Origin of the sequence: Sphingomonas sp., assembly GCF_965248875.1 — a bacterium.
Classification (GTDB): Bacteria; Pseudomonadota; Alphaproteobacteria; order Sphingomonadales; family Sphingomonadaceae; genus Sphingomonas.
In genome coordinates this window covers 1,039,400-1,063,996 of the sequence record NZ_CBDFKR010000011.1, presented here as the reverse complement: position 1 = coordinate 1,063,996, position 24,597 = coordinate 1,039,400, and the positions used below count along the sequence as shown (strand labels likewise).

General features: G+C 69.7%; 25 protein-coding genes. 9 read left to right on the top strand and 16 right to left on the bottom strand.

What is annotated here, in order from left to right:
- Positions 1-2: 2 nt before the first annotated feature.
- The 7 genes from ACP2AD_RS12320 to ACP2AD_RS12290 all read right to left on the bottom strand — a co-directional run bounded on the left by ACP2AD_RS12320 (position 3) and on the right by ACP2AD_RS12290 (position 7,591).
- Complete coding sequence (locus tag ACP2AD_RS12320) at positions 3-1,460, bottom strand: DUF4403 family protein (RefSeq protein WP_425230343.1); 1,458 nt, start codon at positions 1,458-1,460, stop codon at positions 3-5.
- 52 nt (positions 1,461-1,512) lie between these two features.
- The gene (locus ACP2AD_RS12315; RefSeq protein ID WP_425230342.1) at positions 1,513-1,968 is read right to left on the bottom strand and encodes a DUF934 domain-containing protein; all 456 of its coding nucleotides are present in this window, start codon (positions 1,966-1,968) and stop codon (positions 1,513-1,515) included.
- Positions 1,961-3,598: a nitrite/sulfite reductase gene (locus ACP2AD_RS12310; protein WP_425230341.1), complete on the bottom strand. Its 1,638-nt coding sequence runs from the start codon at positions 3,596-3,598 to the stop codon at positions 1,961-1,963. The genes ACP2AD_RS12315 and ACP2AD_RS12310 overlap by 8 nt, the downstream gene beginning before the upstream one ends.
- Positions 3,598-3,894 carry a DUF2849 domain-containing protein gene (locus ACP2AD_RS12305; RefSeq protein WP_425230340.1) on the bottom strand — a complete coding sequence of 99 codons (297 nt, stop codon included), beginning with the start codon at positions 3,892-3,894 and terminating at the stop codon, positions 3,598-3,600. Before ACP2AD_RS12305 ends, ACP2AD_RS12310 begins: the two co-directional genes overlap by 1 nt.
- Positions 3,891-4,682: a uroporphyrinogen-III C-methyltransferase gene (cobA, locus tag ACP2AD_RS12300; RefSeq protein WP_425230339.1), complete on the bottom strand. Its 792-nt coding sequence runs from the start codon at positions 4,680-4,682 to the stop codon at positions 3,891-3,893. The genes ACP2AD_RS12305 and cobA overlap by 4 nt, the downstream gene beginning before the upstream one ends.
- Positions 4,683-4,756: 74 nt before the next feature.
- Positions 4,757-6,169 (bottom strand): succinylglutamate-semialdehyde dehydrogenase, encoded by a 1,413-nt coding sequence (gene astD / locus ACP2AD_RS12295; RefSeq protein WP_425230338.1) that lies wholly within the window; start codon positions 6,167-6,169, stop codon positions 4,757-4,759.
- Positions 6,170-6,232: 63 nt separating this feature from the next.
- Complete coding sequence (locus tag ACP2AD_RS12290) at positions 6,233-7,591, bottom strand: protein adenylyltransferase SelO family protein (RefSeq protein WP_425230337.1); 1,359 nt, start codon at positions 7,589-7,591, stop codon at positions 6,233-6,235.
- Between the two features lie 49 nt (positions 7,592-7,640).
- Here ACP2AD_RS12290 and ACP2AD_RS12285 point away from each other — a divergent pair, with 49 nt between their 5' ends.
- Together ACP2AD_RS12285 and ACP2AD_RS12280 are read left to right on the top strand one after the other, a co-directional pair.
- Positions 7,641-8,501, top strand: a complete 861-nt coding sequence (locus ACP2AD_RS12285) for an alpha/beta fold hydrolase (RefSeq protein WP_425230336.1) — start codon at positions 7,641-7,643, stop codon at positions 8,499-8,501.
- Positions 8,498-9,613 carry a glycosidase gene (locus tag ACP2AD_RS12280; protein ID WP_425231167.1) on the top strand — a complete coding sequence of 372 codons (1,116 nt, stop codon included), beginning with the start codon at positions 8,498-8,500 and terminating at the stop codon, positions 9,611-9,613. Before ACP2AD_RS12285 ends, ACP2AD_RS12280 begins: the two co-directional genes overlap by 4 nt.
- 21 nt (positions 9,614-9,634) lie before the next feature.
- Here ACP2AD_RS12280 and ACP2AD_RS12275 read toward each other — a convergent pair whose 3' ends face one another.
- From ACP2AD_RS12275 to ACP2AD_RS12265, 3 genes are all read right to left on the bottom strand, one after another.
- Positions 9,635-11,926 carry a TonB-dependent receptor gene (locus ACP2AD_RS12275; protein WP_425230335.1) on the bottom strand — a complete coding sequence of 764 codons (2,292 nt, stop codon included), beginning with the start codon at positions 11,924-11,926 and terminating at the stop codon, positions 9,635-9,637.
- Positions 11,927-12,004: 78 nt separating this feature from the next.
- On the bottom strand, positions 12,005-12,409 hold the full coding sequence (locus tag ACP2AD_RS12270) for a hypothetical protein (protein WP_425230334.1): 405 nt from the start codon (positions 12,407-12,409) through the stop codon (positions 12,005-12,007).
- A 51-nt stretch (positions 12,410-12,460) separates the two neighbouring features.
- Positions 12,461-13,075 carry a DUF4337 domain-containing protein gene (locus tag ACP2AD_RS12265; RefSeq protein ID WP_425230333.1) on the bottom strand — a complete coding sequence of 205 codons (615 nt, stop codon included), beginning with the start codon at positions 13,073-13,075 and terminating at the stop codon, positions 12,461-12,463.
- Positions 13,076-13,102: 27 nt separating this feature from the next.
- Here ACP2AD_RS12265 and ACP2AD_RS12260 point away from each other — a divergent pair, with 27 nt between their 5' ends.
- On the top strand, positions 13,103-14,242 hold the full coding sequence (locus tag ACP2AD_RS12260) for a glycosyltransferase family 4 protein (protein WP_425230332.1): 1,140 nt from the start codon (positions 13,103-13,105) through the stop codon (positions 14,240-14,242).
- A gap of 72 nt (positions 14,243-14,314) precedes the next feature.
- Positions 14,315-15,718 carry an NAD(P)H-dependent flavin oxidoreductase gene (locus ACP2AD_RS12255; protein ID WP_425230331.1) on the top strand — a complete coding sequence of 468 codons (1,404 nt, stop codon included), beginning with the start codon at positions 14,315-14,317 and terminating at the stop codon, positions 15,716-15,718.
- Between the two features lie 3 nt (positions 15,719-15,721).
- On the opposite strand, the gene ACP2AD_RS12250 is transcribed toward ACP2AD_RS12255, so the two are convergent.
- Positions 15,722-16,036, bottom strand: a complete 315-nt coding sequence (locus tag ACP2AD_RS12250; protein WP_425230330.1) for a YciI family protein — start codon at positions 16,034-16,036, stop codon at positions 15,722-15,724.
- Positions 16,037-16,097: 61 nt separating this feature from the next.
- Here ACP2AD_RS12250 and ACP2AD_RS12245 point away from each other — a divergent pair, with 61 nt between their 5' ends.
- Positions 16,098-16,811, top strand: coding sequence for a glutamine amidotransferase (locus ACP2AD_RS12245; protein WP_425230329.1), 714 nt, complete (start codon positions 16,098-16,100; stop codon positions 16,809-16,811).
- Here the strand turns inward: ACP2AD_RS12245 and ACP2AD_RS12240 are convergent.
- Both ACP2AD_RS12240 and ACP2AD_RS12235 read right to left on the bottom strand, forming a co-directional pair.
- On the bottom strand, positions 16,808-17,497 hold the full coding sequence (locus ACP2AD_RS12240; protein WP_425230328.1) for an MBL fold metallo-hydrolase: 690 nt from the start codon (positions 17,495-17,497) through the stop codon (positions 16,808-16,810). The two genes, ACP2AD_RS12245 and ACP2AD_RS12240, sit on opposite strands and share 4 nt — an antisense overlap.
- Positions 17,498-17,602: 105 nt before the next feature.
- Positions 17,603-18,601, bottom strand: coding sequence for a 2-hydroxyacid dehydrogenase (locus ACP2AD_RS12235; protein WP_425230327.1), 999 nt, complete (start codon positions 18,599-18,601; stop codon positions 17,603-17,605).
- A 236-nt stretch (positions 18,602-18,837) separates the two neighbouring features.
- Between ACP2AD_RS12235 and ACP2AD_RS12230 the strand changes: the two genes are divergently transcribed.
- Positions 18,838-19,326, top strand: a complete 489-nt coding sequence (locus tag ACP2AD_RS12230) for an SH3 domain-containing protein (protein WP_425230326.1) — start codon at positions 18,838-18,840, stop codon at positions 19,324-19,326.
- Positions 19,327-19,386: 60 nt separating this feature from the next.
- Here the strand turns inward: ACP2AD_RS12230 and ACP2AD_RS12225 are convergent, their stop codons facing one another.
- From ACP2AD_RS12225 to ACP2AD_RS12215, 3 genes are read right to left on the bottom strand one after another with little or no spacing between them, the layout of a single operon-like run.
- On the bottom strand, positions 19,387-20,163 hold the full coding sequence (locus ACP2AD_RS12225) for a MipA/OmpV family protein (protein ID WP_425230325.1): 777 nt from the start codon (positions 20,161-20,163) through the stop codon (positions 19,387-19,389).
- Positions 20,164-20,191: 28 nt separating this feature from the next.
- Positions 20,192-20,560 (bottom strand): DUF6481 family protein, encoded by a 369-nt coding sequence (locus ACP2AD_RS12220; RefSeq protein WP_425230324.1) that lies wholly within the window; start codon positions 20,558-20,560, stop codon positions 20,192-20,194.
- Positions 20,561-20,609: 49 nt separating this feature from the next.
- On the bottom strand, positions 20,610-21,800 hold the full coding sequence (locus ACP2AD_RS12215) for an acetyl-CoA C-acyltransferase (protein WP_425230323.1): 1,191 nt from the start codon (positions 21,798-21,800) through the stop codon (positions 20,610-20,612).
- A 210-nt stretch (positions 21,801-22,010) separates the two neighbouring features.
- On the opposite strand from ACP2AD_RS12215, the gene ACP2AD_RS12210 reads away from it, so the two are divergent.
- From ACP2AD_RS12210 to ACP2AD_RS12200, 3 genes are read left to right on the top strand one after another with little or no spacing between them, the layout of a single operon-like run.
- Entirely contained in the window at positions 22,011-22,727 is a 717-nt protein-coding gene (locus tag ACP2AD_RS12210) for a prepilin peptidase (RefSeq protein WP_425231166.1), read from the top strand.
- Positions 22,724-23,149, top strand: coding sequence for a hypothetical protein (locus ACP2AD_RS12205; RefSeq protein WP_425230322.1), 426 nt, complete (start codon positions 22,724-22,726; stop codon positions 23,147-23,149). Before ACP2AD_RS12210 ends, ACP2AD_RS12205 begins: the two co-directional genes overlap by 4 nt.
- Positions 23,150-24,580 (top strand): coniferyl aldehyde dehydrogenase, encoded by a 1,431-nt coding sequence (locus ACP2AD_RS12200; protein ID WP_425230321.1) that lies wholly within the window; start codon positions 23,150-23,152, stop codon positions 24,578-24,580.
- Positions 24,581-24,597: the final 17 nt, after the last annotated feature.

Sequence of the window (24,597 nt, the reverse complement as noted above, 5' to 3'; positions counted from 1 at the left end):
CCTCACTGCGGCCGGTAGCTGATCGTCGCGGTGCCTGCCGCACGGACGGGCAGGAACAGACCGCGACCGGTGACGCCCAGCGTGCCGGTCTCGACGCGGCTGACGTCGGCGGTCAGTACGAAGTCGCCCTCACGGCGTACGGCGATGGCGGTACGCGCCTTGCCGAGCAGGCGCTGGTAATCGGGCGCGAAATCATGGCGGAGACCTTGCGCCACCGTGGCGCGGAGCGACTCGTCACCGAACAGCTGGATCAGCAGGTTGGCGACGTTGCTGTCGGTCGATGCGGCGAGTTGCACGTCTCGCGCCTCCACTGCCTGCGAGTTTGGCGCGTTGAACGGTAGCGCGGTCAGCCAGATGCGGCCCGAGGCGTTGAGCGACGGGTGCTCGCGCGCGGTCGCCCGCGCGTCGACCCCGACCGCGAGCCGGCCGTTGGCCGTCGCATAAACGGTGACCGTGCCGATGTGCGCCTGCACGGGCCCAATCCCGCGCAGCGCGAAGCCCTTGGCTGCGCGCTTGACCAGCGCGCGCTGCACCACCGGCTCCAGCTGCGCATAGTCGGCGATCACCGGGATGAAGAAGCGCAGCCCTCGCGCGGGCGGGATGGGCGAAGGCGGCGGCAGCGGCGCGGGTTGCGGATCGGCCGGGCGCGGGCCGACGAAGCTCTCGGTCAGCGCCTCGGCCGCGAGCGTCAGCTGCAGTGTCCGTCCGGAGATGCGATAGCCGCCGAAGCCCAGCCGGCGCGGCGTCACCCGCATCCAGGCAGGCGGATTGTCACGGTTGAGCTGGACGACGGCAAAGCCCTGCGGCCAGATGTGGGCGAGTTTCTCGCGCAGGTGCAGGTCGGCGAGGTGTCGCGGAAGCGTGCGTTCGAGCTGCGCGACGATCGGGCGCAGCCGCTGATCGGCCTTGTCGGCAAAGACAATGCGGCGGCCCAGGAAATCGACGCCCGGCGGGGTCGTCCAATCATAATCGATGGCCACCCGCGCGGTCGGCTGCCAGTTCCCGGTGATACCGAGCCGCGCCGTGGCGTGGACGATCGCGGCCCCTGTCGCGGTCTTCGAGGCGATACCCCCGACATGATTGGCGCTGATGGTCGCGCGGATCGGCATTGTCACGAGCAGGCGGTCGCCCCGGCCCGTGACGGTCAGGCGGCCGCGGACAACCTGACCGACGATCTGACAGCCCAGGTTCGGCAATATGCGAACACGCGCGATCCCGAGGTTGACGCGCTTAGCGGGCACGCAGGCGTCCAGATGCTGGTCGATGCGCCATAGCCGGTGCGGCACTTCGCGGTCGAGCGCCGCCTCCAGCTCGGCGAGCGGCGCTGATAGGGGAATGACCAGCGTCGAGCTTTCGGCCGGTAAGTTCGCCGTCGTCGTGACCCGCGGCGGCGGGGGCAGCTCCTGCGCGGCGCGATGGCAGCCGGCCAGCAGCAGGACGAGGAGGAGAGCGTGGCGCACGAGGGTGGCTTTAGCGCGGGGCGCGTCGATGCCAAGGCGCGCCGTGCGCCGTCTATGTGGCGGGGCGCCGCTTACGCCAGACCGGGACCGCACCGTCGGCCGCGGGCTGATAGTGATCGGCGTAGCGGGCGAGCGCCCGGTCGCGCGCGGCGGGGTCGATCGGCGCTTCGGGAGCGAAGCTGTCGAACCCGCAGCGGCGCATGAAGGCGAGCTGGTCGACCAGCACGTCGCCCGCGGCGCGCAGCTCGCCGGCATAGCCGCCTTCGCGCAGGATGCGCGCCGCGGAATAACCGCGGCCGTCGCGATAGGCGGGAAAGCTTATCTCGATCAGCGCGAGCTGGCCCAGATGCGGCAGCAGCGCCCGCGCGTCGTCGCCCGCCTCCAGCCGCACGGCATTGGCATTGCTCTGCCCCGCCAGGAAGGCATCGAGCGTGACCGCGGGCTCCTGATGCTCGGTGTCGTCGCGAAAGCGCAGCAGCGCGCCCGTTTCGCCCGCCAGGTCAGCCATAGATCGCCTCCTTGAACGGCTCCATGCCGAGGCGGCGATAGGTGTCGAGGAAGCGTTCGCCGTCGGCGCGTTCGGCGAGGTAGCGGTCCGTCACCCGCTCGACCGCGTCGACGATGCCGTCCTCGTCGAACCCCGGGCCGGTGATCTTGCCCAGTGACACGTCCTCCGCGCCCGAGCCGCCGAGCAGCAGCTGGTAATTCTCCGTTCCCTTCCGGTCGACCCCCAGGATGCCGATATGACCGGCATGGTGGTGCCCGCAGGCGTTAATGCAGCCGCTGATCTTCAGCTTCAGCTCGCCCAGCTCGCGCTGTTTCGGCGCGAGGCGGGTGGCGAGCTTCTGTGCGACCGGGATCGAACGGGCATTGGCCAGGCTGCAATAGTCTAGGCCGGGGCAAGCGATGATGTCGGTCGCGAGATCGAGATTGGCTTCGGCCAGTCCCGCGCCGGCCAGCGCCCGGTAGACCACCGGCAGGTCGGCGTGAGCGACATGCGGCAGGACGATGTTCTGCGCATGGGTGACGCGCAGCTCGTCGAAGCTGTAGCGTTCGGCGAGGTCGGCCATCAGGTCGATCTGGTCAGCCGAGGCGTCGCCGGGAATGCCGCCGAGGGGTTTCAGGCTGATGTTGACGATCGCATAACCGGGCTGTTTGTGCGGCGCGACGTTTTGGTCGAGCCAGACGGCGAAGTCGGGATCGGCGCTGTCGACCGTGCCTGTCGCCGCCGCGAACGGCGGCGGCGCGAACATGGCGGTGATCCGCGCCAGCTCGGCGGCGGGCGGGTCGATGCCGAGCGCCTTGACCTCGGCCCACTCGGCCTCGACCTGACGACGGTATTCGTCGGCGCCGATCTCATGAACCAGGATCTTGATCCGCGCCTTGTAGATATTGTCGCGCCGGCCATAGCGATTGTAGACGCGCAGGCACGCTTCGAGATAGCTCAGGATATCAGCGGCTTCGACGAACTCGTTGATCTCGGGTGCGATCATCGGAGTGCGTCCCATGCCGCCGCCGACGAATACCCGCGCGCCGAGCTTGCCCCTTCCGTTTTCATCGGCGCGCTCGACCAGCTGGAGGCCGATGTCGTGCAGCCGCATCGCCGCGCGGTCCTCGTCGCTGGCGATCACCGCGATCTTGAACTTGCGCGGCAGGTAGCTGAACTCCGGGTGAAAGGTGCTCCACTGACGGATCAGCTCGGCCCAGGGACGCGGATCGGCGGCCTCATCAGCGGCGGCGCCGGCATATTGGTCTGAGCTGATGTTGCGGATGCAGTTGCCGCTGGTCTGGATCGCATGCATCTCGACCGTCGCGAGATCGGCGAGGATATCGGGCGCGTCCTCCAGCTTGATCCAGTTGTACTGGATGTTCTGCCGCGTCGTGAAATGCCCATATCCGCGATCATATCTGCGCGCGACATGGCCCAGCATCCGCATTTGACGCCCGTCGAGCGTACCATAGGGGATCGCGACGCGCAGCATATACGCGTGCAGCTGGAGGTAGAGCCCGTTCATCAGCCGCAGCGGCTTGAACTGATCCTCGGTCAGCTGGCCGGCGAGGCGGCGCGCGACCTGGTCGCGGAACTCGTCGACGCGGGCGTCGACGATGGCTTGGTCGTAATGGTCGTATTTGTACATCAGATCACCCAGGAGCCGGCGGCGGGGTCGGCAGGCTTCAGCGTCAGGTCGGGGCGGACGGTGGGACCGAGCGCACGGATACGGTCCTTGATGTGGGCGGGGCGGGGGCCCGCCGCCGTCTGCGTCGCATCGATGACATAGGCGCCGGTGACGCGCCGCGCGCCTTCTTCGGCGCGGGCCAGCGGATCGCCGTCGCCACCGACATCGCCTGCATCCTCGACATGGCGCGACCAGCCGCTGCCGGTCCACCAGATCACGTCGCCGGTGGGAAGGTCGTTGCCGGTCAACAGCTTCATGCGTGGACCTCTTCGACTGCACGGGCCCACCGCGCCAGCCGGTCCTGCGCGTCGCTCAATTCGACCACCTCGCCCACCACGAGCACCGCCGGGCTGCACACCTTCTCGCGCTCGACCATCGGGCCGAGATCGGCGAGCAGCGTCTTGAGCGCGCGGGCGCCCGGGCACGTCCCGCGTTCCAGGACCGCGACCGGCATATCAGGTGCGACGCCGTCGGCGATCAGCTTGTCGGCGATCTCGGTGGCGGTCGCGACGCCCATGTAGATGACCAGCGTCCGGCCCTGACCGGCAAGGCCAGACCAGTCCTGCTCGCTCAATCCCTTGCACTGGCCCGCGACGAAGCTGACCGCCGAGCTGTGGTCGCGGTGGGTGAGCGGCAGCATCGCCTCCGCGGCGGCGCCGAGCGCGGCGGAGATGCCGGGGATGACCTCGACTGGCAGCCCGGCGGCGCGCACCGCCTCCACCTCCTCGCCGCCGCGACCGAAGATGAACGGGTCGCCGCCCTTCAGCCGTACGACGATCGCGCCCGTCTTCACATGCGCGACGATCAGCGCGTTGATCGCGTCCTGGGGCAGGGTGTGGCGCGCGCGGCGTTTCGCGACGCTGATCCGCGGCGCGGTCGCCGGTGCCAGGTCGAGGACGCGGGGATCGATCAGTCCGTCATGGACGACGATGTCGGCCTGTCCCAGCGCCTTGACCGCGCGCACGGTGAGCAGTTCCGGGTCGCCCGGTCCCGCGCCGACCAGGATGACGCGGCCGCGGGCGGTGGGATCGAGCAGGGTAGCCATGACGACGCGATGCGCCTCGCCCGGGCCATGCACAACATCACCGCTGCTATGCCGGACGGAAGCGCAGCTTCGGGTCATGCGTCCTTCAACCCGATGCCGATGCTCGCGCGCGCCGCATCGGACTCGTTGCTGGTGACGGGGTAAGCGCAATAGTCGGCGGCGTAGAAGGCGGATGGGCGGTGGTTGCCCGACCAGCCGATGCCGCCGAACGGCGCGTTTGAGGGCGCGCCGTTGGTCGGCTTGTTCCAGTTGACCACGCCCGCGCGGACGCCGGACCAGAAACGATCGAACAGCTTGGGCGTCTGACTGATCAGCGATGCCGCCAGGCCATAACGGGTGCGATTTGCTTCGGCGATCGCCTCATCGAAATCACTCATCCGAATAACCTGCAGGATGGGGCCGAACAGCTCCACATCGGGCCGGTCGGCGACGGCGGTGACGTCGATCAGCGCGGGCGACAGGAAGGGCTTGTCCGGGTCCGGGCGTTCGAGATGCCGGATCGGGCGGCCGCCCCGCGTCAGCAGCGTCACGAACGCATTCTGCAGTGTGTCGGCGGCGCTGTTGTCGATCACCGGGCCCATGAAGGGCTGCGGTTCGTCGTGGGGGGCGCCGACGATCAGCCGGCCGGCCAGCGTCGTCAGCTCCGTCATCAACGCTTCATAGACGGTGTCCTGCACGATCAGTCGCCGCGCCGCGGTGCAGCGCTGCCCGGCCGAGGTAAAGGCGGACTGAGCGACGATGGCGGCGGCGGCGCTGAGATCGGGGGTGTCCCACACCACTATCGGGTTGTTACCGCCCATCTCCAGCGCGAGGATCTTCTCGGGCGTGCCTGCAAAGGCGCGGTTGAGCGCCAGACCGGTGCGCGCGGAGCCGGTGAAGAGCAGGCCGTCGATCCCCGGGTGCTCGGCCAGCGCCTTGCCCTCCGCCGGGCCGCCGATCACGAGCCTGACGCACGCCTCCGGAACGCCCGCCGCGTGGTAGCACTCGACCAGCATCGCGCCGCTCGCCGGGGTCTTCTCGCTGGGCTTGAACACCACCGCATTACCCGCGATCAGCGCCGGGACGATGTGACCGTTGGGCAGGTGTGCGGGGAAGTTATAGGGACCGAGCACCGCCAGCACGCCGTGCGGCTTGTGCCGGACAGCGACGCGGGCCCCCATCGGCTGTTCCATACGGCGCTGCGCGGTACGCTCGGCATAGGCGCTGACCGAGATGTCGACCTTGGCGACCACCGAGTCGACCTCGTTCTTCGCTTCCCAGAGTGGCTTGCCGGTCTCGCGTGCGATCGTGCCGGCGAGCGCGTCGGCGCGGCCGCGAACGGTATTGGCGAAGCGGCGCAGCGTCTCGACCCGATAGGTCAGCGGCTGCGCCGCCCAGGCGGCCCAGCCCGCGCGTGCGGCGGCGACCTCCACATCGACATCGCCGACCGCTTCTTCCCACAGCAATGCGCCAGTGGCAGGCTCGAACGACTGCAGGGTTGCTGGCATGCCGGTGCTATCGCCGGTGTGAAGAGCGGGGGCAAGCTTCTCATCCGCGCGGCGAGCGGCGGTTCAGGCCAGCGCCTCCCCCAGCGCGCGGATCTGCGCAATCTTCCCTTCCAGCATCGACCAGTCGTCGTGCTCCGCGATCGCCGCCCAGATCGTCTCCACCTCGTCGATCATCATGGCACAGGGCGCACCCGCCCGAACAACGTGATCGCGGGGCGTGCGACGCTGATAGCCGTCGAGCGCGCCGCGCAGCTCCTCCCAGCCGTCGGCATAGCCGGCGGGCAGGACGCCGCCGAACACGTCGAAGAAGAAGCGGTCGAGTGGCGCTTGCGTGGCCCGAAGCGCGCGTTCGGTGGCGCGGGCGAGGTCGCGGTCGCTGCGGTCGTCGCGCGGGCGGACTCCGAGCCGCCACAGGATCGCCTCGGTCAGTGCGGGCTGGAAGAGCCCGCCGAAGCGGTCGAGCGCCGCGATCAGCGGTTCGCTATCCGCGATCAGCCGCAAGCTCGATGCGAGCTGTGAGACATCCCAGCCGATCGCCTCGGGCTGGCGGCCGAAGGCATAAAGGCCCTGATGGTCGAAATAGGCCGCGGTGAACCCCGGGTCCCAGGTCGGCGCGAACCGCCATGGGCCATAGTCGAAGCTCTCGCCGGTGATGTTGATGTTGTCCGAATTGAGAACGCCGTGGACGAAGCCGGCCGCCATGTAGCGCGCCGCCAGCGTCGCGCTGCGCTCGACGACGAGATTGAGGAGGCGGACGGGATCGTCGCCTTGCACACCGTACAGGTGGCGCAGCACATAGGCGACGAGCCGCCGCATGTCCGCCTCCTCGCGGAAATAGGCGAGACGCTGAAAGGTGCCGATCCGGATATGGCCGTGGCTCAGCCGCACCAGCACTGCCGAGCGCGTGGGCGAGGGTTCGTCGCCACGGTCCAGCGCCTCGCCGGTCTCGATCAATGACAGCGTGCGGCTGGTGGGTACGTTGAGCGCGGCCAGCATCTCGGTTGCGAGGATCTCGCGCACCCCGCCCTTGAGCGTCAGGCGGCCGTCGCCGAAGCGGCTGTACGGGGTCTGCCCCGACCCCTTGGTGCCGAGGTCCATCAGTCGGCCGTCCCGGTCGTAGGCTTGCGCGAAGGTGAAGCCGCGGCCGTCGCCGATGTCGGGATTGTAGCTGCGAAACTGATGCCCGTGATAGCGTAGCGCCAGCGGCTGCGGCAGGGTACCGGGCATGGGCTCAAAGCGGCCGAAATGCTTGATCCACTCGTCATCGCCCAGCGTCTCGAGCCCGATCTCGGCCGCGGCGCGATCGTTGCGGAATCGCAGGCGCGTCTCGGGAAAGGCGGCCGGCGCGACGGCGTCCCAGAAGTTTGGGCCAAGAGCGAGCAGCGGGGCGGCGGGACGGTATGCTTGCGGCGAGACGGGCATCCCGCGATATGGGGCAGGGCAGGCGCATGGCGCAACGGTGGAGTGGCGGGTGGCGGACTATCAGGACCGTTTCGTCACCGCCGCGGACGGCGTGCGCCTTCATGCGCGCGATTATCCGGGCGATCGTGATCGGCCTGCCGTGCTTTGCCTCCCCGGCCTGACCCGCAATGCGCGCGATTATGCGGCGCTGGCGGCGCGGCTCGCGGGCGGGTGGCGGGTGTTATGCGTCGACTTTCGCGGGCGCGGGGAGAGTGGGCGCGCCGAGGATTGGGCAAGCTATACGCCCGCGGCCTATGCCGCGGACGTACAGGCGATGCTGGCCGCGCTGGAGATCGAGCGCTTCGTTGCGGTCGGCACGTCGCTGGGCGGGATCGTCACCATGATGCTGGCGGCGGCAGAGCCCCAACGGCTGGCGGGCGCGGTGCTGGTCGATATCGGCCCGACGATCGAGGCGGCGGGTCTGCAGCGCATCCGCGGCTATGTCGGCCGCGCGTCGTCACATGCGACCTGGCTCCACGCCGCCCGCGCGGTCGCCGCCGCCAATCGCGACGTCTATCCGGACTGGCGCCTCGCCGAGTGGATCGAGATGGCGAAACGGCTATACCGGCTGACCGACAAGGGCAAGATCGTGCTCGACTACGACCTGCGGATCGCCGAGCCGTTCAAGGTGCCGGGTGGCGAGGCGCCGCCTGACCTGTGGGCGGCGCTGGAAGCGCTGGCGGGCAAGCCGGTGCTGATCGTGCGCGGCGAGCGTTCCGATGTGCTGGCGGCGGCGACGGCGGCGGAGATGGCGGCGATGCTTCAAGGCGCCGAAGTGGTGACGGTGCCGCGCGTGGGTCATGCCCCGACGCTGCAGGAGCCGGTTGCGGTCGCGGCCATCGATCGGCTGCTGGCGTGGGTGACGGCTTGACCTTCGTCCTCGACCATCTCGTCTTCACGCCCGCCGACGTCGACCTCGCCCGCTCGCCCCTGGCCGGAAAGATCGACGCAGAGACCTTTGTCCTCGGCGCGTTCAATCCCGGTATGGCGCGGCTTCGGAACGGCAATCTGCTGCTGATGGTTCGTATCGCGGAGGCGCTGCGGCATCCGAAGCGAGACGGCCATATCCACTCGCTCCGGTGGAGCGACGGCGGCTATCGGCTCGACGCCTGGCCGCTGGCGCTGGTCGACACCGCCGATCCGCGTGCCTTCACGATGGCGGGCGGCAGGTGGAAGGCAGCGGCGCTGACCAGCCTGTCGTGGCTGCTGCCGGTCGAACTCGACCCGGAAGGGCGTCGTGTCGAGGCGGTGCATTACGACTGCGCGGTCGCGCCCGCCGCCTCCTATCAATGCTATGGCATCGAGGATGCGCGGATCAGCCGGGTAGGAGAGCGCTGGCTGATGACAACCTGTTCGGTCAGCCCGGAGCGGCAATGCACCACCCTCCATACCAGCGGCGACGCGCGCGACTGGCGGCTGGAGGGGATCGTCCTCGATCACCAGAACAAGGACATGCTGATCTTCGGCGGCCTGATCGATGGCGAATACTGGGCGCAGACGCGGCCGCTGGGCAATGACTGGTTCGCCTATCCGCCCGGCAGCGAATGGCGCGCGGGGCCGTCGATCAACCTTGCCCGCTCGCCGGACGCCCTACACTGGAAGCCGCACGACCAGCCGGGCATCCGCCCGCATGCTGCGACCACCTGGACCGCACGGATGGGAGGCGGCGCACCGCCGGTCCTTACCCCGGACGGCTGGCTGTCGCTGTGGCACGGGGTCGAGCCGTCGGGGGCCGTCGGCATCTACCGGACCTACTGGTCGCTCCTCGACCCGCACGCGCCCGATATCGTGTGCCGCACCGCGCACCAGCCGCTGATCGAGCCCGCGCCGCATCTGACCGAACCGCTCAAGGATCAAATGTACTTGGCTAATGTCGTCTTCACGACGGGGCTGGTCGACGGCGGCGACGTGTGGATCGTCGCCAGCGGCGAGGCAGACCTTGCGTGCCGGATCACGCACGTGCCCAAGTCCGCCATCGCCTGAGCGCCTTCAGCCTGACCTGGGTCAGAAAGTCAGTTTCACGTCTGCCGCGAAGGTGCGCTGCGGGAACGGGTGGAAGAGGAAGTACCGGTCGTTGTTGACGTTGTCGACGCCGAGCCCCAACTCCATCCGCGCTGCAACGCGGATCTGCGCGCGCAGATCGACGACGAAATAGCGGTAGAAGCCCTGATAGGTGTTGCCGACCACATCGCTGTTGTCGAGCGCGCCGTAATTGCGGCTGGCGTAGCGCGCGGCGGCGGTCAATGCGACGGGCGCGGCCGGGCGCCAGGTGACGACCGCCGTTCCCTTCCAGTGCGGGACGCTGGGGAGGAGCTTGCCGGCCGCGGCAGGGAAGGCGGTGTCCTGGCTGGTGATCGCATCGGCATAGGTGACGCTGCCCGACAGATCGACGCGGGGAACCACCGCGGTCCGTTGCACCGCCAGCTCGACACCGCGGGCGCGCGTCCGGTCGACATTCTGCACGAACGTGCCGAGCTGCACGGACGTCACCGGCAGGGGCCCGGTCTGCGAGATCAGCGCGTCGCGGATCACCTCGTCGAATAGCGACAGGCGGATCGTGCCGTGGCCGTCGAACCGCTCGAACGCCAGCTCCGCCGAGCGCGCGCGTTCCGGGCGCAGCGTCGGGTTGGGGACCGACGGCACGGGCGCCGTGACGATCTGATACAGCTCGCCGACGGTCGGGAAGCGCCACGCCTGGCCCAGTGACAGCCGCGCGGTGAGGTGAGGCGTGGCGACGAACGAGACCGCCGCCTTCGGCGAAAACGCCACGCGGGTCAGCGCCGGCTGTGAGACAGGGCCGATCAGTGGTGATTGCGCGTAATTTACCCCGTCATAAGCGCGCCACCATTCGTAACGCCCGCCCAGCGTGAGCGTCACCGGCGGGGTGAGCCGCCAGGCGTCCTGCGCCCAGACGGCATAGGTGCGCGTCCTGCCGCTGCCGGTCAGGTTGAGCGACCCCTCCGCGCCGTTGATCCAGTCGGCGGTGTTGTAGCGGTTGCTCGCCAGCGCGAACCGGTCGCCGTGCACCCCGGCGCTGACCGTATGGGTCGCCGACGCGCGCCAAGCTGCCTTGGCGTCGAAGGTGGTCCAGCCGGTGCCCCTAAGGTCCGTGATGAACCCCGCGCCGCCGGTCTCGCCCGCCGGCAGGGCGGTATTGGCGATCCGCTGCTGGTCCTTGGCGACGACGTACCGGGTGCCAATGACCTGCCAGTCGAACCCGCCGCCGCCGCCGGTCAGCGAGAGGTTGTGCGACCATTGCCGCTGGCTCGTTTGATAGACCTGACCCGCGAAGGCGCTCGCCGCGACCGTGTAGGCGCGGCCGTCATTGTTTAACGCTCCGGCATAGACCGGCAGTCCGCTGGCGACGCCGGTCAGGTAGGTCTCGACCGTCGAATTAGTGTCGTTGAGGAACAGGCTGCCGACATAGGTCAACCGCAATCCAGCACCGAGGTCCAGCGCCGCCTTGAGCTTGACGCGGTCCTGCCGCTGATGCTCGAACCCGGTTGCGCCGAGCACGCGGATTGGCGCGCCGGTGCGGTTCACGTCGTCATAGCCACCGATCGTCGGCGTGCCGGTGGCGCTCGTCGTGGCAGGCCGGGTCGCGGTGGCGAAGCCGAGCGGCTGGCCGCGGCTGTCGACGTGATCGGCGCTGGCGAACAGCGCGAGCGGCCCGAACCGGTCGCCGATCGTGCCGCCCAGCTGATAGGCGGGCAGCGTCGCGTGCGTGTCGTACAGGTCGAACTGCTGGACGCTCGTCCCGGCGTTCACCGTCGCCTCGAACCGGTCGGGCAGCCGCGTCGTGATGTTGACCACCGCGCCGATCGAGTTGCCCGGATAGGCGGCGGAGAAGGGACCGTAGAGGACGTCGACGCGCGCGATCTCCTCCGTACTGACCAGGTTCCAGCGTGGGCTGGCGGTGGTGTTGTTGTTGCCGACCAGCGCGGAGAGCAGCGCGCCGTCGGCGTAGATCAGGCTGCGCGCCGACGCGCCGAACCCGGACGTGCGGGTGGCGAGCGGAGCCTGGCTGTCGCCGATGTGCCGCTTCCGCACGACCAGGCTGGGCAGGTATTTGAGCGTATCCTCGACGTTGCGGGCGTTGATCGTGGCGGAGATCGTGTCGGCATCGACCGACGCCCGCGAGGCGGGGGCGTGCTCGATCGTATCGGTCTGCCGCTGCGCGGTAACGAGGATGTCGTGGTCTGGGGCGGCGGTTTGGGTTTGCGCCGCGGCTGGCGCGGACAGCGGGAGGAGGAGCGGGGCCGCGTACAGCGCGCGCCGCCTGGATAGACGAGACATGGGCAGGCTTCAGTCTGACGCGTGCGCTTGAAGCTGCGCACGCCGGGCAGGGGTCCGCCGGACGGCGGACGCGGGCGATCAGAGACGGAAGGGTGGTGGCGCGTGCGAGGGCGGTGGCGGCGCGGCCAGCCCGCGACCGGGCAGGAGCGGCAACGCGGCGATCGCCGTATGACGCATTGCTGCCAGCACCGGCGCGAGCGCCGGGGCTTCAAACGGTGCGGTCAGCGACGCCGCGCCGAGCCCGGCGAACGCGCAGGGATGCTCCGCTTTGTCGTGCGACGCCTTGCCGGGCCGGTCCTGGCCGTCCTGCGCCATCGTCATGCCCGGCATGTCGCCCTGACCCGAACAGAGCAGGATCGGCGCGGCTAGGCTGGCGCCGGGCATGTAGCCTGCCGGCACCATCATCTTCAGCGCGAGCGCAAGCGCCGCCAGCACGACGACCGCCCGCCGCACCGTCCCACGATGATCCGCAAAGCCCGTCACGCCAGCCGTCTAGGCGGGCGAGGCGGCGGTGTCACCAACCACGATCAGCGGTCATCCCAGGAAGTTGCTGAGCACATCGGGATGGAAGCCCCAGCCGGCGAAGCCGCATACGCCCATGAACACGCCGAACGCGCCGAACGCCCAGGCGAGCCACAGCACGCCCGCGCTCTCGACCAGCGCGGCGACCGCGGCAAGCGAAATGGCGGTGGAGATCAGCGCCTCGCTGGCGTCGAATTGATCGTCATGGATGTTGAGCGCGTCATATTGGGCAGCGAAGCCCTTCGCCTCGTGCGCGAGGCCAGGCGCTTCGGCGACGTAATGCGCCGATTCGGCGCGCATCGCAGCCAGCGCGGCGGTAATGGCGGGTGAGGGCGCGCGGCCCGCCGTGGCGGCGAGCTGTTGCGCGGCGGTGTCAACAATATGCCGCTTGGTGCGGCTCGCCTGATATTCGTTCCAGCGATCGACCGAATTCGACTGCGCCTGCGCCATCGCCTGAACGATGTTGCCGTCCTTGATGTTGCCCAGCCCCATGAACACCGACAGGAAAACGACCGTGATCGCGACGAGCCGGTTGAGGCGTTTGTCCTTGGCTTCAGCGGTGACCTCCACATCCATCGCGCGTATCATGGGCGGCTCGGCGCGCTTCACCAGTGAATTGCGCGTCATGCGCCGGTGAAGCTAAGCCCCGCGCTCATGTCCACGCCCGTCCGGATCCTGCACCTGCATTCGTCCTTCGACTTGGGTGGCAAGGAAGCGCGCGCCGTGCGGCTAATGTCGGCGTGGGGCGACCGGGCGCGGCACACGATCGTCTCAGGCGTTCCCGGCGCGCTGGGCGCGCGCGCCGCCATTGCGCCGGAAATAGCGTATGAGATCGCGCAGGACCCGCCGTCGCTGACCGGCACGCCGGGGCTCGCGCGATTCGAGGCGCTGGCGCGGTACATGCGGCGCTTCGACCTGGTGCTGACCTATAATTGGGGCGCGATCGACGGGGTGATGGCACGCCGCGCCTATCCCAGTGGGATGCCGCCGGTCGTCCACCATGAGGACGGATTCAATGCCGACGAGGCGGAGCGGTTGAAGGTCCAGCGCAACGTCTATCGCCGCATCGCGCTGTCCGCCGCGCATGCGCTGGCGGTGCCGTCATACCTGCTGGAGCGGATTGCGCTGCAGGTCTGGAAGCAGCCGCCGGCGCGGGTGCACCGGATCGCGAACGGCATCGCGACCGCAGCCTATGCGACACCGCCCGCCGCCGACGCTATCCCAGGGCTGGTCAAGCGTGACGGGGAGACGGTGATCGGCGCGCTGGCAGGGCTGCGCGCGGTCAAGAACCTGCCGATGCTCGTCCGCGCGGCTGGCGGCGTCGCCGGCCGCGTGCGCCTCGTGATCGTCGGCGAGGGGCCGGAGCGCGGCGCGATCGAGGCGGCGGCGCTGGCGATGGGACTGGCCGATCAGCTCGTCATGCCCGGCTTCCTGCCCGAGCCGCACCGCTATGTCGGGCTGTTCGATATCCTGGCGCTGTCGTCGCTGTCCGAACAGCAGCCGATCTCGGTGATGGAGGGGATGGCCGCGGGGCTGGCGATCGTCGCGACCGACGTCGGCGACGTCAAGGTGATGGTCGCGCCCGAAAACCGGCCCTACATTGCGCCCGCGGGCAATGAGGTGTTTCTTCGCGACGCGCTGCAACCGCTGGTGTCCCACCCCGATGGGCGGCGGCAGATCGGACAGCTCAACCGCGCCAGAGCGACGGGCGAATATGACGAGGCAGTGATGATCGCACGATATCGTGCCCTGTACGAAGCCGCGCTAGGCCGGCCCGGGGCGCTCGGCGCCTGATCCATGTTTCTCTCGCGCCGCGGCACGCTTGCGATATAGGTGCGTTCTGTTCCGGGAAAGGTAATCGCACACGTGTTCAAAGGCCTGAAGCCGATCAGCTATGCCGGGCGCGAAGTGTGGCCGCTCGTCGAGGGCGGCAAGGGTGTGGCCGCGACCAACCATGCGTCGGCGGGAGCATGGGCCGCGGCGGGCGGGATCGGCACCGTCTCTGCCGTCAACGCCGATAGTTACGATCCCGAGGGCAAGATCGTGCCGCAGGTCTACCGGGCGCTGACGAGGCGCGAGCGGCACGAGGAGCTGATCGAATACGCGATCGAGGGCGCGGTGCAGCAGGTGAAGCGCGCCCGTGAGATCGCCGGCAGTGCGGGGGCGATCAATATTAACGTGCTGTGGGAAATGGGCGGCGCGCAGCGCGTGCTCCACGGCGTGCTGGAGCGGACCAAGGGGCTGGTCTCGGGCGTCACCTGTGGCGCCGGGATGCCGTACAAGCTGTCCGAGATCGCGGCGTCGTACAATGTCAGCTACCTGCCGATCATCAGCTCCGCCCGCGCCTTCTCGGCCTTGTGGAAACGCGCCTATTCCAAAGCCGCGGACTGGCTGGCGGCGGTGGTGTACGAGGACCCGTGGCTGGCGGGCGGCCATAACGGGCTGTCGAACGCCGAGGACCCGCTGCAGCCGCAGGACCCCTATCCGCGCGTCAAGGCGCTGCGGGAGTCGATGCGCGCGGGCGGGATCGCGGACGACACGCCGATCGTGATGGCGGGCGGGGTCTGGTATCTGCGCGACTGGAACGACTGGGTCGACAATCCCGAACTGGGACAGATCGCGTTTCAATACGGCACCCGCCCGCTGCTGACGCGCGAAAGCCCGATTCCGCAGGACTGGAAGGATCATCTGACCCGCATCGACGAGGGCGAGGTGCTGCTTCACCGCTTCTCGCCGACCGGTTTCTATTCCAGCGCCGTCCGCAACCCCTTTCTGCGCGCGCTGGAGGCGCGATCGGAACGGCAGATCGCGTTCTCGACACAGGAGGCCGGCGATCACGTCTTCCAGCTCGACGTCGGGGTCAAGGGCAAGAACTTCTGGGTGACGCGCGGCGACCTTCTGCGCGCGCGCGAATGGTTCGGGCACGGCTTCACCGATGCGCTGAAGACGCCCGATAATACGCTGGTGTTCGTCAGCCCGATCGAGAAGGCGGAGATCAGGAAGGATCAGGCCGACTGCATGGGCTGCCTGTCGCAATGCCTGTTTTCTTCCTGGGCGGATACGGAAACTAACTCGACCGGGCGGCTGGCGGACCCGCGCAGCTTTTGCATCCAGAAGACGCTGCAGGATATCGCGCACGGCGGCGATATCGAGCAGAACCTGATGTTCGCAGGCCACGCCGCCTACAACTTCAAGCGCGACCCGTTCTATTCGAACGGCTTCGTGCCGACGGTGAAGCAGCTGGTCGAACGCATCCTGACGGGGGATTGAGGCTCAACCCGCGCCGATGGTGGGCATGGTGGACTCGGCCGCCCACGCGCCGAAGATCGGGTCCCACTCCTCGACCGTCATGTTGGCGATCAGCCCATGCACGGCAAACGGGTCGGTCGCGACGATCCGATCCAGCGCCGGCCGGTCCGGGGCCACCATGATGAGTTTTGCGGCGCGATCGGCGGCGCCGACGCACGGACCGGACGCGCGCACGCTGCCGTCCGCGACGCGCAGGCGCAGCCAGCTCAGATGCGCCCCCAACTGTGCCTGCCAGCCCTGCGCATCAGGGTGTTCAAACCCGACCACATAGAACGCCATCGCTGCTCCCCAAGAAAATCTTGACGCTGCACTAACCATCTTTGCCCTACGGTGCACGGCCATGAAGCGTGCGCTGGTCATCCGCCATGTCGCCCACGAAGGCATCGCCGGGTATCGGCGGCCGCTGGAGACGGCGGGGTATGCGATCGAGGGGGCAGCGGCGTGCGAGCCCTGCCTTGCCAGGATCGATCCGCTGGCGCCGGACCTGCTGATCGTGATGGGCGGCCCGATGGGCGTGTACGAACAGGTGGAGCATCCCTGGCTGCGGCGCGAGATCGCGCTGATCCGCGAACGGCTGGCGGCGGGGCTGCCGACGCTGGGCGTATGCCTGGGCGCGCAGCTGATTGCGGCCGCGCTGGGTGCAGCGGTGCACAGGGGACCGGCGCGGGAGATCGGCTTTGCGCCGCTGACGCTAACCGCAGCGGGGCGGACAGCGCCGCTCGCCGCACTGGCCGGGGTGCCGATGCTGCATTGGCATGGCGACACCTTCGACCTGCCCGCGGGCGCGCGGCTGCTGGCGCGGACGGCGTTGTATCATCAGGCGTTCGCGGTCGGCGACCATGTCCTGGCGCTCCAGTTCCATGCGGAGATGGGCGAAGACCCGCGCTTCGACCACTGGCTGGCGAACGACGCCGCGCAGATCGTTGAGGCCGGCCTCGACCCGGCGCAGCTGCGGCGCGACCATGACCGGCTCGGGCCGGCGGCGGTGGCGGCGGGGCAGACGATGCTCGGCGGCTGGCTGGCGGGGCTGGCGGCGCGGCGCGCGGCGGCCTAGCCGCCCCATCTCGCACGGAACCGGGCGGCGGCGTCGTGGAGCGGCTGACCGTGGCCGAAACAGGCGATCGTGAAGTCGAGCGCGGCGAGCTTGCGCTGGCTGGCGCGGCCGATGGCGCGGTCCTCGAACCCGATCGGATCGCCGAGGCCGAGGATGTTCATGCAGGTGTCGGCGGCGAAGAGGATGCCGGTCGCGGGCTGACCCAACGCGATCTGGCCGGCGCAATGGCCGGGCACATGGATGACCCGCAGCCCGCCCGCCAGCGGGATCGTCGCTCCCTCCTCGACCAGCTCGTCGATCTTCACGGGCGCGGTGGTGCGGCCAGGCTTGGCGAACAGGCGGAACATCAGGTGGCGGAGCAGGCCGGGCGCGGGTTTCATCGGGCGCGAGCCACGGCCGCTCTCCGCCAGCGGCGCATCGACCGGGTGCATCCAGGTGCGTGCGCCGGTCGCCGCGACCAGCGCCGCGGCGCTGCCGACATGATCATAGTGCGCGTGGGTAAGGATGATGTCGCCGAGGTCCGCGGACGCATGGCCGAGTGCCGCGATCGCGTCGAGCACCACGCCTTCGCTGCCCGGAAAGCCGGTATCGACCAGCACCAGCCGTCCGTCGTCGTCGAGCAGGTACATGTTGGCGCCGCGGTGCGATACCATGTGGACGCCGGGCGCGACGAGGTGGACCGCCACGCTAGCGTCCATCCCACGCCGCGGCAAAGCCGCGCCGTCGACCGGTTTCGCCGCCGGCCGGGCTGGCGCTAGTCCGCCGGGCGTTGTCGGCTCCCGCGCTGCGCCTCATGCCCACCCCTCGAGCACCTGATCGGGCGGGCGGTGGCCGTCGGCCCACATGCGGATGTTCTGGATGACGCGCTCGCCGGTCGCCACGCGGCCCTCATAGGTGGCGGAGCCCATGTGCGGGGTCATGACCACATTGGGCAGCGCGAGCAGGCGCGGGTCGATGACCGGTTCGTGCCGCCAGACGTCGAGCCCGGCCCCCGCCAGCCGCTCCGCCTCCAGCGCCTCGACCAGCGCGTCCTCGTCGAGTATGCCGCCGCGGCTGGTGTTGATGAGATAAACGTGCGGCCGCAACAGCCCCAGGCGGCGCGCGTCGATCAGGTTCTCGCTATCGGCATTGCGCGGCGTGTGAAGCGTCAGGATGTCGACGCTCGCCAGCATGTCGTCGAGGTTCGGGTGCCAGGCCGCGCCCAGCTCCGCCTCCAGCACCTTGGGAAGGCGGTGGCGGTTATGGTAGTGGATCGAGAGCCCAAAGGCGCGAGCGCGGCGCGCCACGGCCTGGCCGATGCGGCCCATGCCGACGATGCCCAGCGCCTTGCCGCCGATGCGGTGGCCCAGCATCCCGCCGGGGCTCCACCCCTTCCATTCGCCCGAGCGCACCAGCTTCTCGCCCTCCGCCAGCCGCCGCGGCACCGCCAGGATCAGCGCGGTCGTGAGGTCGGCGGTGTCCTCGGTCAGCACGCCCGGTGTGTTGGTGACGATGATGCCGCGGGCGCGTGCCGCCTTCAGGTCGATGTGGTTCACGCCCGCGCCAAAATTGGCGATCAGCTTCAGTTGCGGCCCGGCGGCGGCGATCAGCGCGGCGTCGACGCCGTCGGTGACGGTCGGCACCAGCACGTCGCAGTCCGTCACGCACGCCTGCAGCGCGGCCGCGTCGAGCGGGTGGTCGTCACGGTTGAGGTCCGCGTCGAAGAGCGCCGCCATGCGGTCCATGATCGCGTCCGGCAGCTCGCGCGTGACGGCGACCTTGGGATGCGGGCAGCGGCGCGTGTCGGTCATGCCGGGGGTTTGGTCCCCGTGACGGCACAGGTCAATCGCGGCTAAAGTTGTCGAAGTTGCGGCGATAAATTCGCGCGCCCAATGGCGTCAGCTGCCGGTCTGCGACGGTCAGGCGTGGTGAGGAGGCGGCGCATGCCGGCGGCCTTACGTCGGCTGACCGTCTGTAGGACAGGGCAATCCCCGGTATACGCCACCCCCGGTCCGCGATAGGAACACCGCGCCTGAGGAGAGATGTGATGCGCCTGCTCGCCGCCCTGCTGACGCTCGCGGTCCCTGCCACTGCTTCCGTGGCCGTGCTGGCGGCCGATACCGCGCCGCATCCGCCCTATTGGAACTCGATCCGCGCGGGCGAGGCCCGGATGCGGACAGGGCCGGGGCGGCAGTATCCGGCGAGCTGGGTCTATCGCCGCGCCGACCTGCCGGTCCGGGTGGTTGCCGAACATCGGGAGTGGCGCAAGGTCGAGGATCCCGACGGCACGCAGGGCTGGATGCAGACCAACCTGTTGAGCGGGGCGCGCACCGCGCTGATCCGCGGTGCCGAACCGGTGACGATGCTGGAGCGGCCGGTCACCGGCGCGCGGCTGCTGTTCCGCGCGGCACCGGGTGTGGTCGGGCGGATTAGCGCTTGTGGCAACGGCTGGTGCCGGCTCGACGTGAAGGGCAGGGCCGGATTCGTGCAGGTCGGGTCCCTGTGGGGCGTGGAGGCGGCGGAAACGCTGCCCTGAGGCGCGAGCCGACGGCGCAGCGTGACGCCGCCGCCAGGGCGTCACCGCCGGCCGCGTCGTTCAGCGCCGCGTAAAGGTGTAGGTCAGCGCCAGCCCGCCCGAGAACTGGTTGCGGGCGCCGTAGCGCTGGGTCAGCGGCGACCGCCCGGCGTCATCGACCAGCCGATCATATTTGCCGAAACCGTACAGCCCCCAGTGCGGGCTGAGTTGGCGGATCACGCTGGTGGTGGCGCCGACTGCTTCCAGCCCGCCGCGTGCGGTGAAACGCGGCAGTCCGGTCGCCGTCGCGGTCGCGGGCGTGATGCCGAAATAGGCGCCCGCGAACCGGTCGTCGATCAGCGTCACGCGCGGGCCGATCGAGAACAGCCAGCGGTCGCCGTCGCGCGCCACATAGTCAGCGCCGATCTCGCCGATCAGCCCCTTGTGCCCGCCGATTCCCTTGCGCAGCTCGCCCCGAAGGCGAAAGCCCGGCGCGACGCGATACTGGACGAAGCCGCCCGCCTCGACGGTGGTGCCGACCTTCGGCACCGCGATGCCGACATCGCTCGCACGGCGGCTGGCCTGGATGTTGAGCGCGGGTCCGGCGGAGAAGCCGTGCAGGTCGAAGAGCGGGATCGAGAAGCCCTGATCGGGCGCGGAGAAGGTGAACGGCTCATCGCCCCTCGCCCGCGACAGCGAGATCAGCGGCAGCAACTGCACCGTGTCGGTACCGGGATAGCGCGGCTTCGCCTGCGGGCCGATCGCGACGCGGTAGCGATGCCCGGGGGGCGCGTCCTGCGCCAGCGCGGGCGTCGCGAGGGCGGCCGTCAGAACGGTCGAGGCGATCAGGCGGCGCATACTCGTTTCCCTTGCTTGTCGTTGGTCATCAGCGGCCGGCGCGTGCCTTCCGGGCTGCGTAGCGGGCATCGCGGGCGGCCTTCAGCTCGGCTTCGGTCGGCAGCACCGGCACATAGGGCTTGCGCGCTTCGGCGGCCGCGGCGGCCTCCGCCTCCTCGCGCGCCTTCTGCTCGGCCCGGGCCTGATCGCGGGCTGCCTTTTCCTGATCGCGCATCGCCTTTTTGGCCGCACTTGCCTCCGCGCGCGCCTGATCCTTGGCGAGGGCGGCCGCGCGCCGTTCGGCGGCGACCGCCTCGTCGACCGGCGGCTTGGCGCGCAGCTTTTCGAGCGCTGCCTGCTTGGCTTGCGCGGCGAGCGCGGCGCGCTCCTGAAAGGTCTGCTGCTTGAACGATGCCACGATGGATGATCCGCTTGGAAGGGTGGGCGTTAATGGGGCAGTTAAAGGATCAGGAGGCGACGAGTTCCACCGCCACCGCCGTCGCCTCCCCGCCGCCGATGCACAGCGACGCGATGCCCCGCCTGCCGCCGGTCTCCTGCAGCGCGGCGATCAGCGTGGTCAAGATGCGCGCGCCCGATGCGCCGATCGGGTGGCCCAGCGCGGTGGCGCCGCCATGGATGTTGACCTTGTCATGGGGGACGCCGAGGTCCTTCATCCACGCCATCGGTACGCAGGCGAACGCCTCGTTAATCTCGTATAGGTCGACGTCGTTCGCGTTCCACCCGGTCCTGGCGAGGAGCTTGCGGACCGCGCCGACCGGGGCGGTGGTGAACTTCGCAGGCTCCTGCGCGTGGGCGGCGTGGCCGACGATGCGGGCGACGGGGGTCAGCCCCTGCGCCGCGGCGAGCGATGCGCGCGTCAGCACCAGCGCCGCGGCGCCGTCGGAAATGCTGGACGAGGAGGCGGCGGTGATCGTGCCTTCCTTGGCGAAGGCGGCCTTCAGCGCGCGGATCTTCTCCGGGTCGCCGCGGCCGGGCTGCTCGTCATGGGCGACGACGGTGTCGCCCTTGCGGCCCTTGACCTTCACGCCGACGATCTCGCGGTCGAACGCGCCCGACTTCTGCGCGGCGAGCGCGCGGGAGAGCGACTCGATCGCGTAATCGTCCTGCGCGTCGCGGGTGAACTGGTATTCGCGGCTGGTGTCCTCAGCGAAGGTGCCCATCGCGCGGCCAGCGTCATAGGCGTCCTCCAGCCCGTCGAGCATCATATGGTCGTAGACGGTATCGTGGCCGATCCGCGCCCCGCTGCGCATCTTCTTGAGGAGGTAGGGCGCGTTCGACATCGACTCCATGCCGCCCGCGACGACGATATCGGTCGACCCCGCCGCGATCATATCGTGCGCGAAGATCGCCGCCTGCATGCCGGAGCCGCAGACCTTGTTGACGGTGGTCGCCTCGACCGAAGGCGGCAGGCCCGCGCCGATCGCGGCCTGGCGCGCGGGGGCCTGGCCGAGGCCGGCGGGAAGGACGCAGCCCATGAAGATCTTGTCGATCCGGTCAGGCGCGACGCCCGCGCGCTCGACCGCGGCCTTGACCGCCGTCGCGCCCAGCTCCGTCGCCGACGCACCCGCCAGCGCGCCTTGGAACGACCCCATCGGCGTGCGAGCGTAGGAGAGGATGACGACGGGGTCGGCGGCCATGGCGGGCTTTCGGCAGGGTGAAATGCTGCGGTGCATCTAGGCGCGCGGGCCGGTCCCCGCAATCCTTCCCGCTTGCGGGGAATTGACGGGCCTGAGGCGCAAGGGGTGGGGAGCCCCGTCTATCAAGCCCCGATGCAACGCGTCCCCCTCCCCACGAGCGAGGAGGATCGCTAGGGCGGAACCGTGCTGCTCTGCTCCGTCCTTCTCGGCATGCTCGGCCTGATCCTAGGCAGCTTCATCGCGACACTGGTGATCCGCTGGCCGGCGGGGCGCTCGCTGGGCGGTCGGTCGGGGTGTGATGGGTGCGGGCGGGTGCTGGGTGCGGCCGAGCTGGTGCCGCTGGCGAGCGCGCTGGTGCTGCGCGGGCGGTGCCGGGCCTGCGGGGCGCGGATCGACCCGCGGCATTGGTGGACGGAGCTCGCGGCGGCGGCGATCGGGGCGCTGAGCGGCCGGCTCGCGCCTGGGTTTGAGGGCGTAGCGGGGGCGGTGTTCGGGTGGCTGCTGCTGACGCTCGCGCTGCTCGATCTCGCGGCGTGGTGGCTGCCCGATCGGCTGACGGGGCTGCTGGCGGTCACCGGGCTGGCGGGCGGGGCCGCGGGGATCGGGCCGCCGCTGGTCGACCGGTTGATCGGCGGGACGGCGGGGTTCGCGCTGCTGTTGCTGGTGTCGCTGGGTTACCGTCGGGTGCGCGGGCGGGCGGGGATGGGCGGCGGCGATCCCAAGCTGTTCGGCGCAATCGGCTTGTGGCTCGGCTGGGCGATGCTGCCGCCGGTGCTGCTGGTTGCGAGCCTGTTGGGACTGGGCGTCATGCTGGTCGCCGCGCTGACCGGGCGGCGGATGGCCGGCGACGCGCCGCTGCCGCTCGGCGCGCTGCTGGCGGCGGCGGCTTACCCGGCCTGGGCTTTGATGATAGGGCTTAGCCCGTGATCGCGCTTCTGTTACTCCAGGTGATGCTGGGCACGCTCCCGCGGCAGGCGGCGCCCGCGATGGGGTGTGCCGCTTATCTGTTCACCCGCGCGGACACGCCGCAGTTTGTGGCGATGGCCGGGCCGGGCGGGCTGCGGCTGAGCCTGGATGGGCACGAGGTGGCGCTGGCGCGCACGGGCGCCGAGGGATCGACCGCGCGCGGGCTGCCGGCGCTCGCGCATTATGCGGGCGGGGGCGTCGAGGCGACGCTGACGCTGGCGGCGAGCGATCGGGGGGACCTCGCCGATGGCGCGCTGGTGACGGAGGCGACGCTCACGGTCGCGCGGGCAGGCGCGGACACGATCGTTGCGCCGCTGGGTGGATTGATCGGCTGCGCGGCCGCTACGGCAGAGGGCGCCGCGGATGCAGGGAGACGACGGTAGATGGACATGCAAGCAACGCTAAAGGCGCAGCGCGCCGCCTTTCTAGGCGAGCTGCCGGTGCCGCTCGACATCAGGCGCGACCGGCTGAAGCGTGCCCGCGCGCTGGTGGCGGAGAACGCCGCGCGGTTCTGCGACGCGCTGGCGGAGGATTTCGGTCATCGTAGTCGCGAGCAGTCGATGCTGACCGACATCGCCGGTTCGACCGGGCCGATCGACCATGCGCTGAAGCACATGGCTGGCTGGGCCAAGCCGGAGAAGCGGCCGGTGCAGTTCCCGCTCGGGCTGCTCGGCGCGAAGGCGTGGGTGGAGTACCAGCCCAAGGGCGTGGTCGGCGTGATCGCGCCGTGGAACTTCCCGGTCAACCTGGTGATGGGCCCGGTCGCGGGGGCGTTCGCGGCGGGCAACCGGGCGATGGTGAAGACCAGCGAGTTTACCCCCGTTACCGCGGCGCTGTTCGAGGAGTTGTGCCCGAACTATTTCGCCGCCGAGGAGCTGGCGTTCTTTTCCGGCGGCCCGGATGCGGGGAAGGCGTTCGCGGAGCTGCCCTTCGACCATCTGCTGTTCACCGGCGCGACCGGGATCGGCCGACACATCCTCCACGCCGCCGCCGACAATCTGACGCCCGTCACACTGGAGCTGGGCGGCAAGTCGCCCGCGATCATCGGCGCGGGCGCGGACCTGAAACAGGCCGGCGAGCGGATCGCGCTGGGCAAGATGCTCAACGCCGGACAAATCTGCCTCGCCCCGGATTACGTCCTGACCCCTGCGGCGCAGGAAGCGGCGATCGTCGACAGCCTGAAGGCGGCGGCGACCGCAATGTACCCGACCGTGCTCGCCAACCCGGACTATACCAGCGTCGTCAACGACCGGCACCACCAGCGCCTGACCGACTGGCTGGACGATGCGCGGGCGAAGGGCGCGACGGTGGAGGTGGTCAACCCGGCCAACGAGGATTTCGGCCAGTCCAACAGCCGCAAGATGCCGCTTCACATCGTGCGCGACGTGACGGACGACATGACGCTGATGCAGGAGGAGATCTTCGGCCCCGTGCTGCCGATCGTTCGGTATGACGGAATCGACGACGCGATCGGGCAGGTGAACCGGCGCGACCGGCCGCTGGGGCTCTATTATTTCGGGCCGGATGCGGCGGAGCGGCGGCGCGTGCTGGATCGCACGATCGCGGGCGGCGTGACGCTGGACGATGTCGTGTTCCACGTCTCGATGGAGGAGCTGCCGTTCGGCGGCGTCGGGCCGTCCGGCATGGGCAGCTATCACGGCCGCGACGGCTTTCGCACCTTCAGCCACGCCAAGGCAGTGTACAAACAGTCGAAGCTGGATGTCGCCAAGCTGGCCGGACTGAAGCCGCCTTATGGCGACAAGCTGCGCAAGACCGTCGCGAAACAGATCGGCGTGCGGGAACCAAGCGCCTGAAAAAGCGTAGCAGTTAA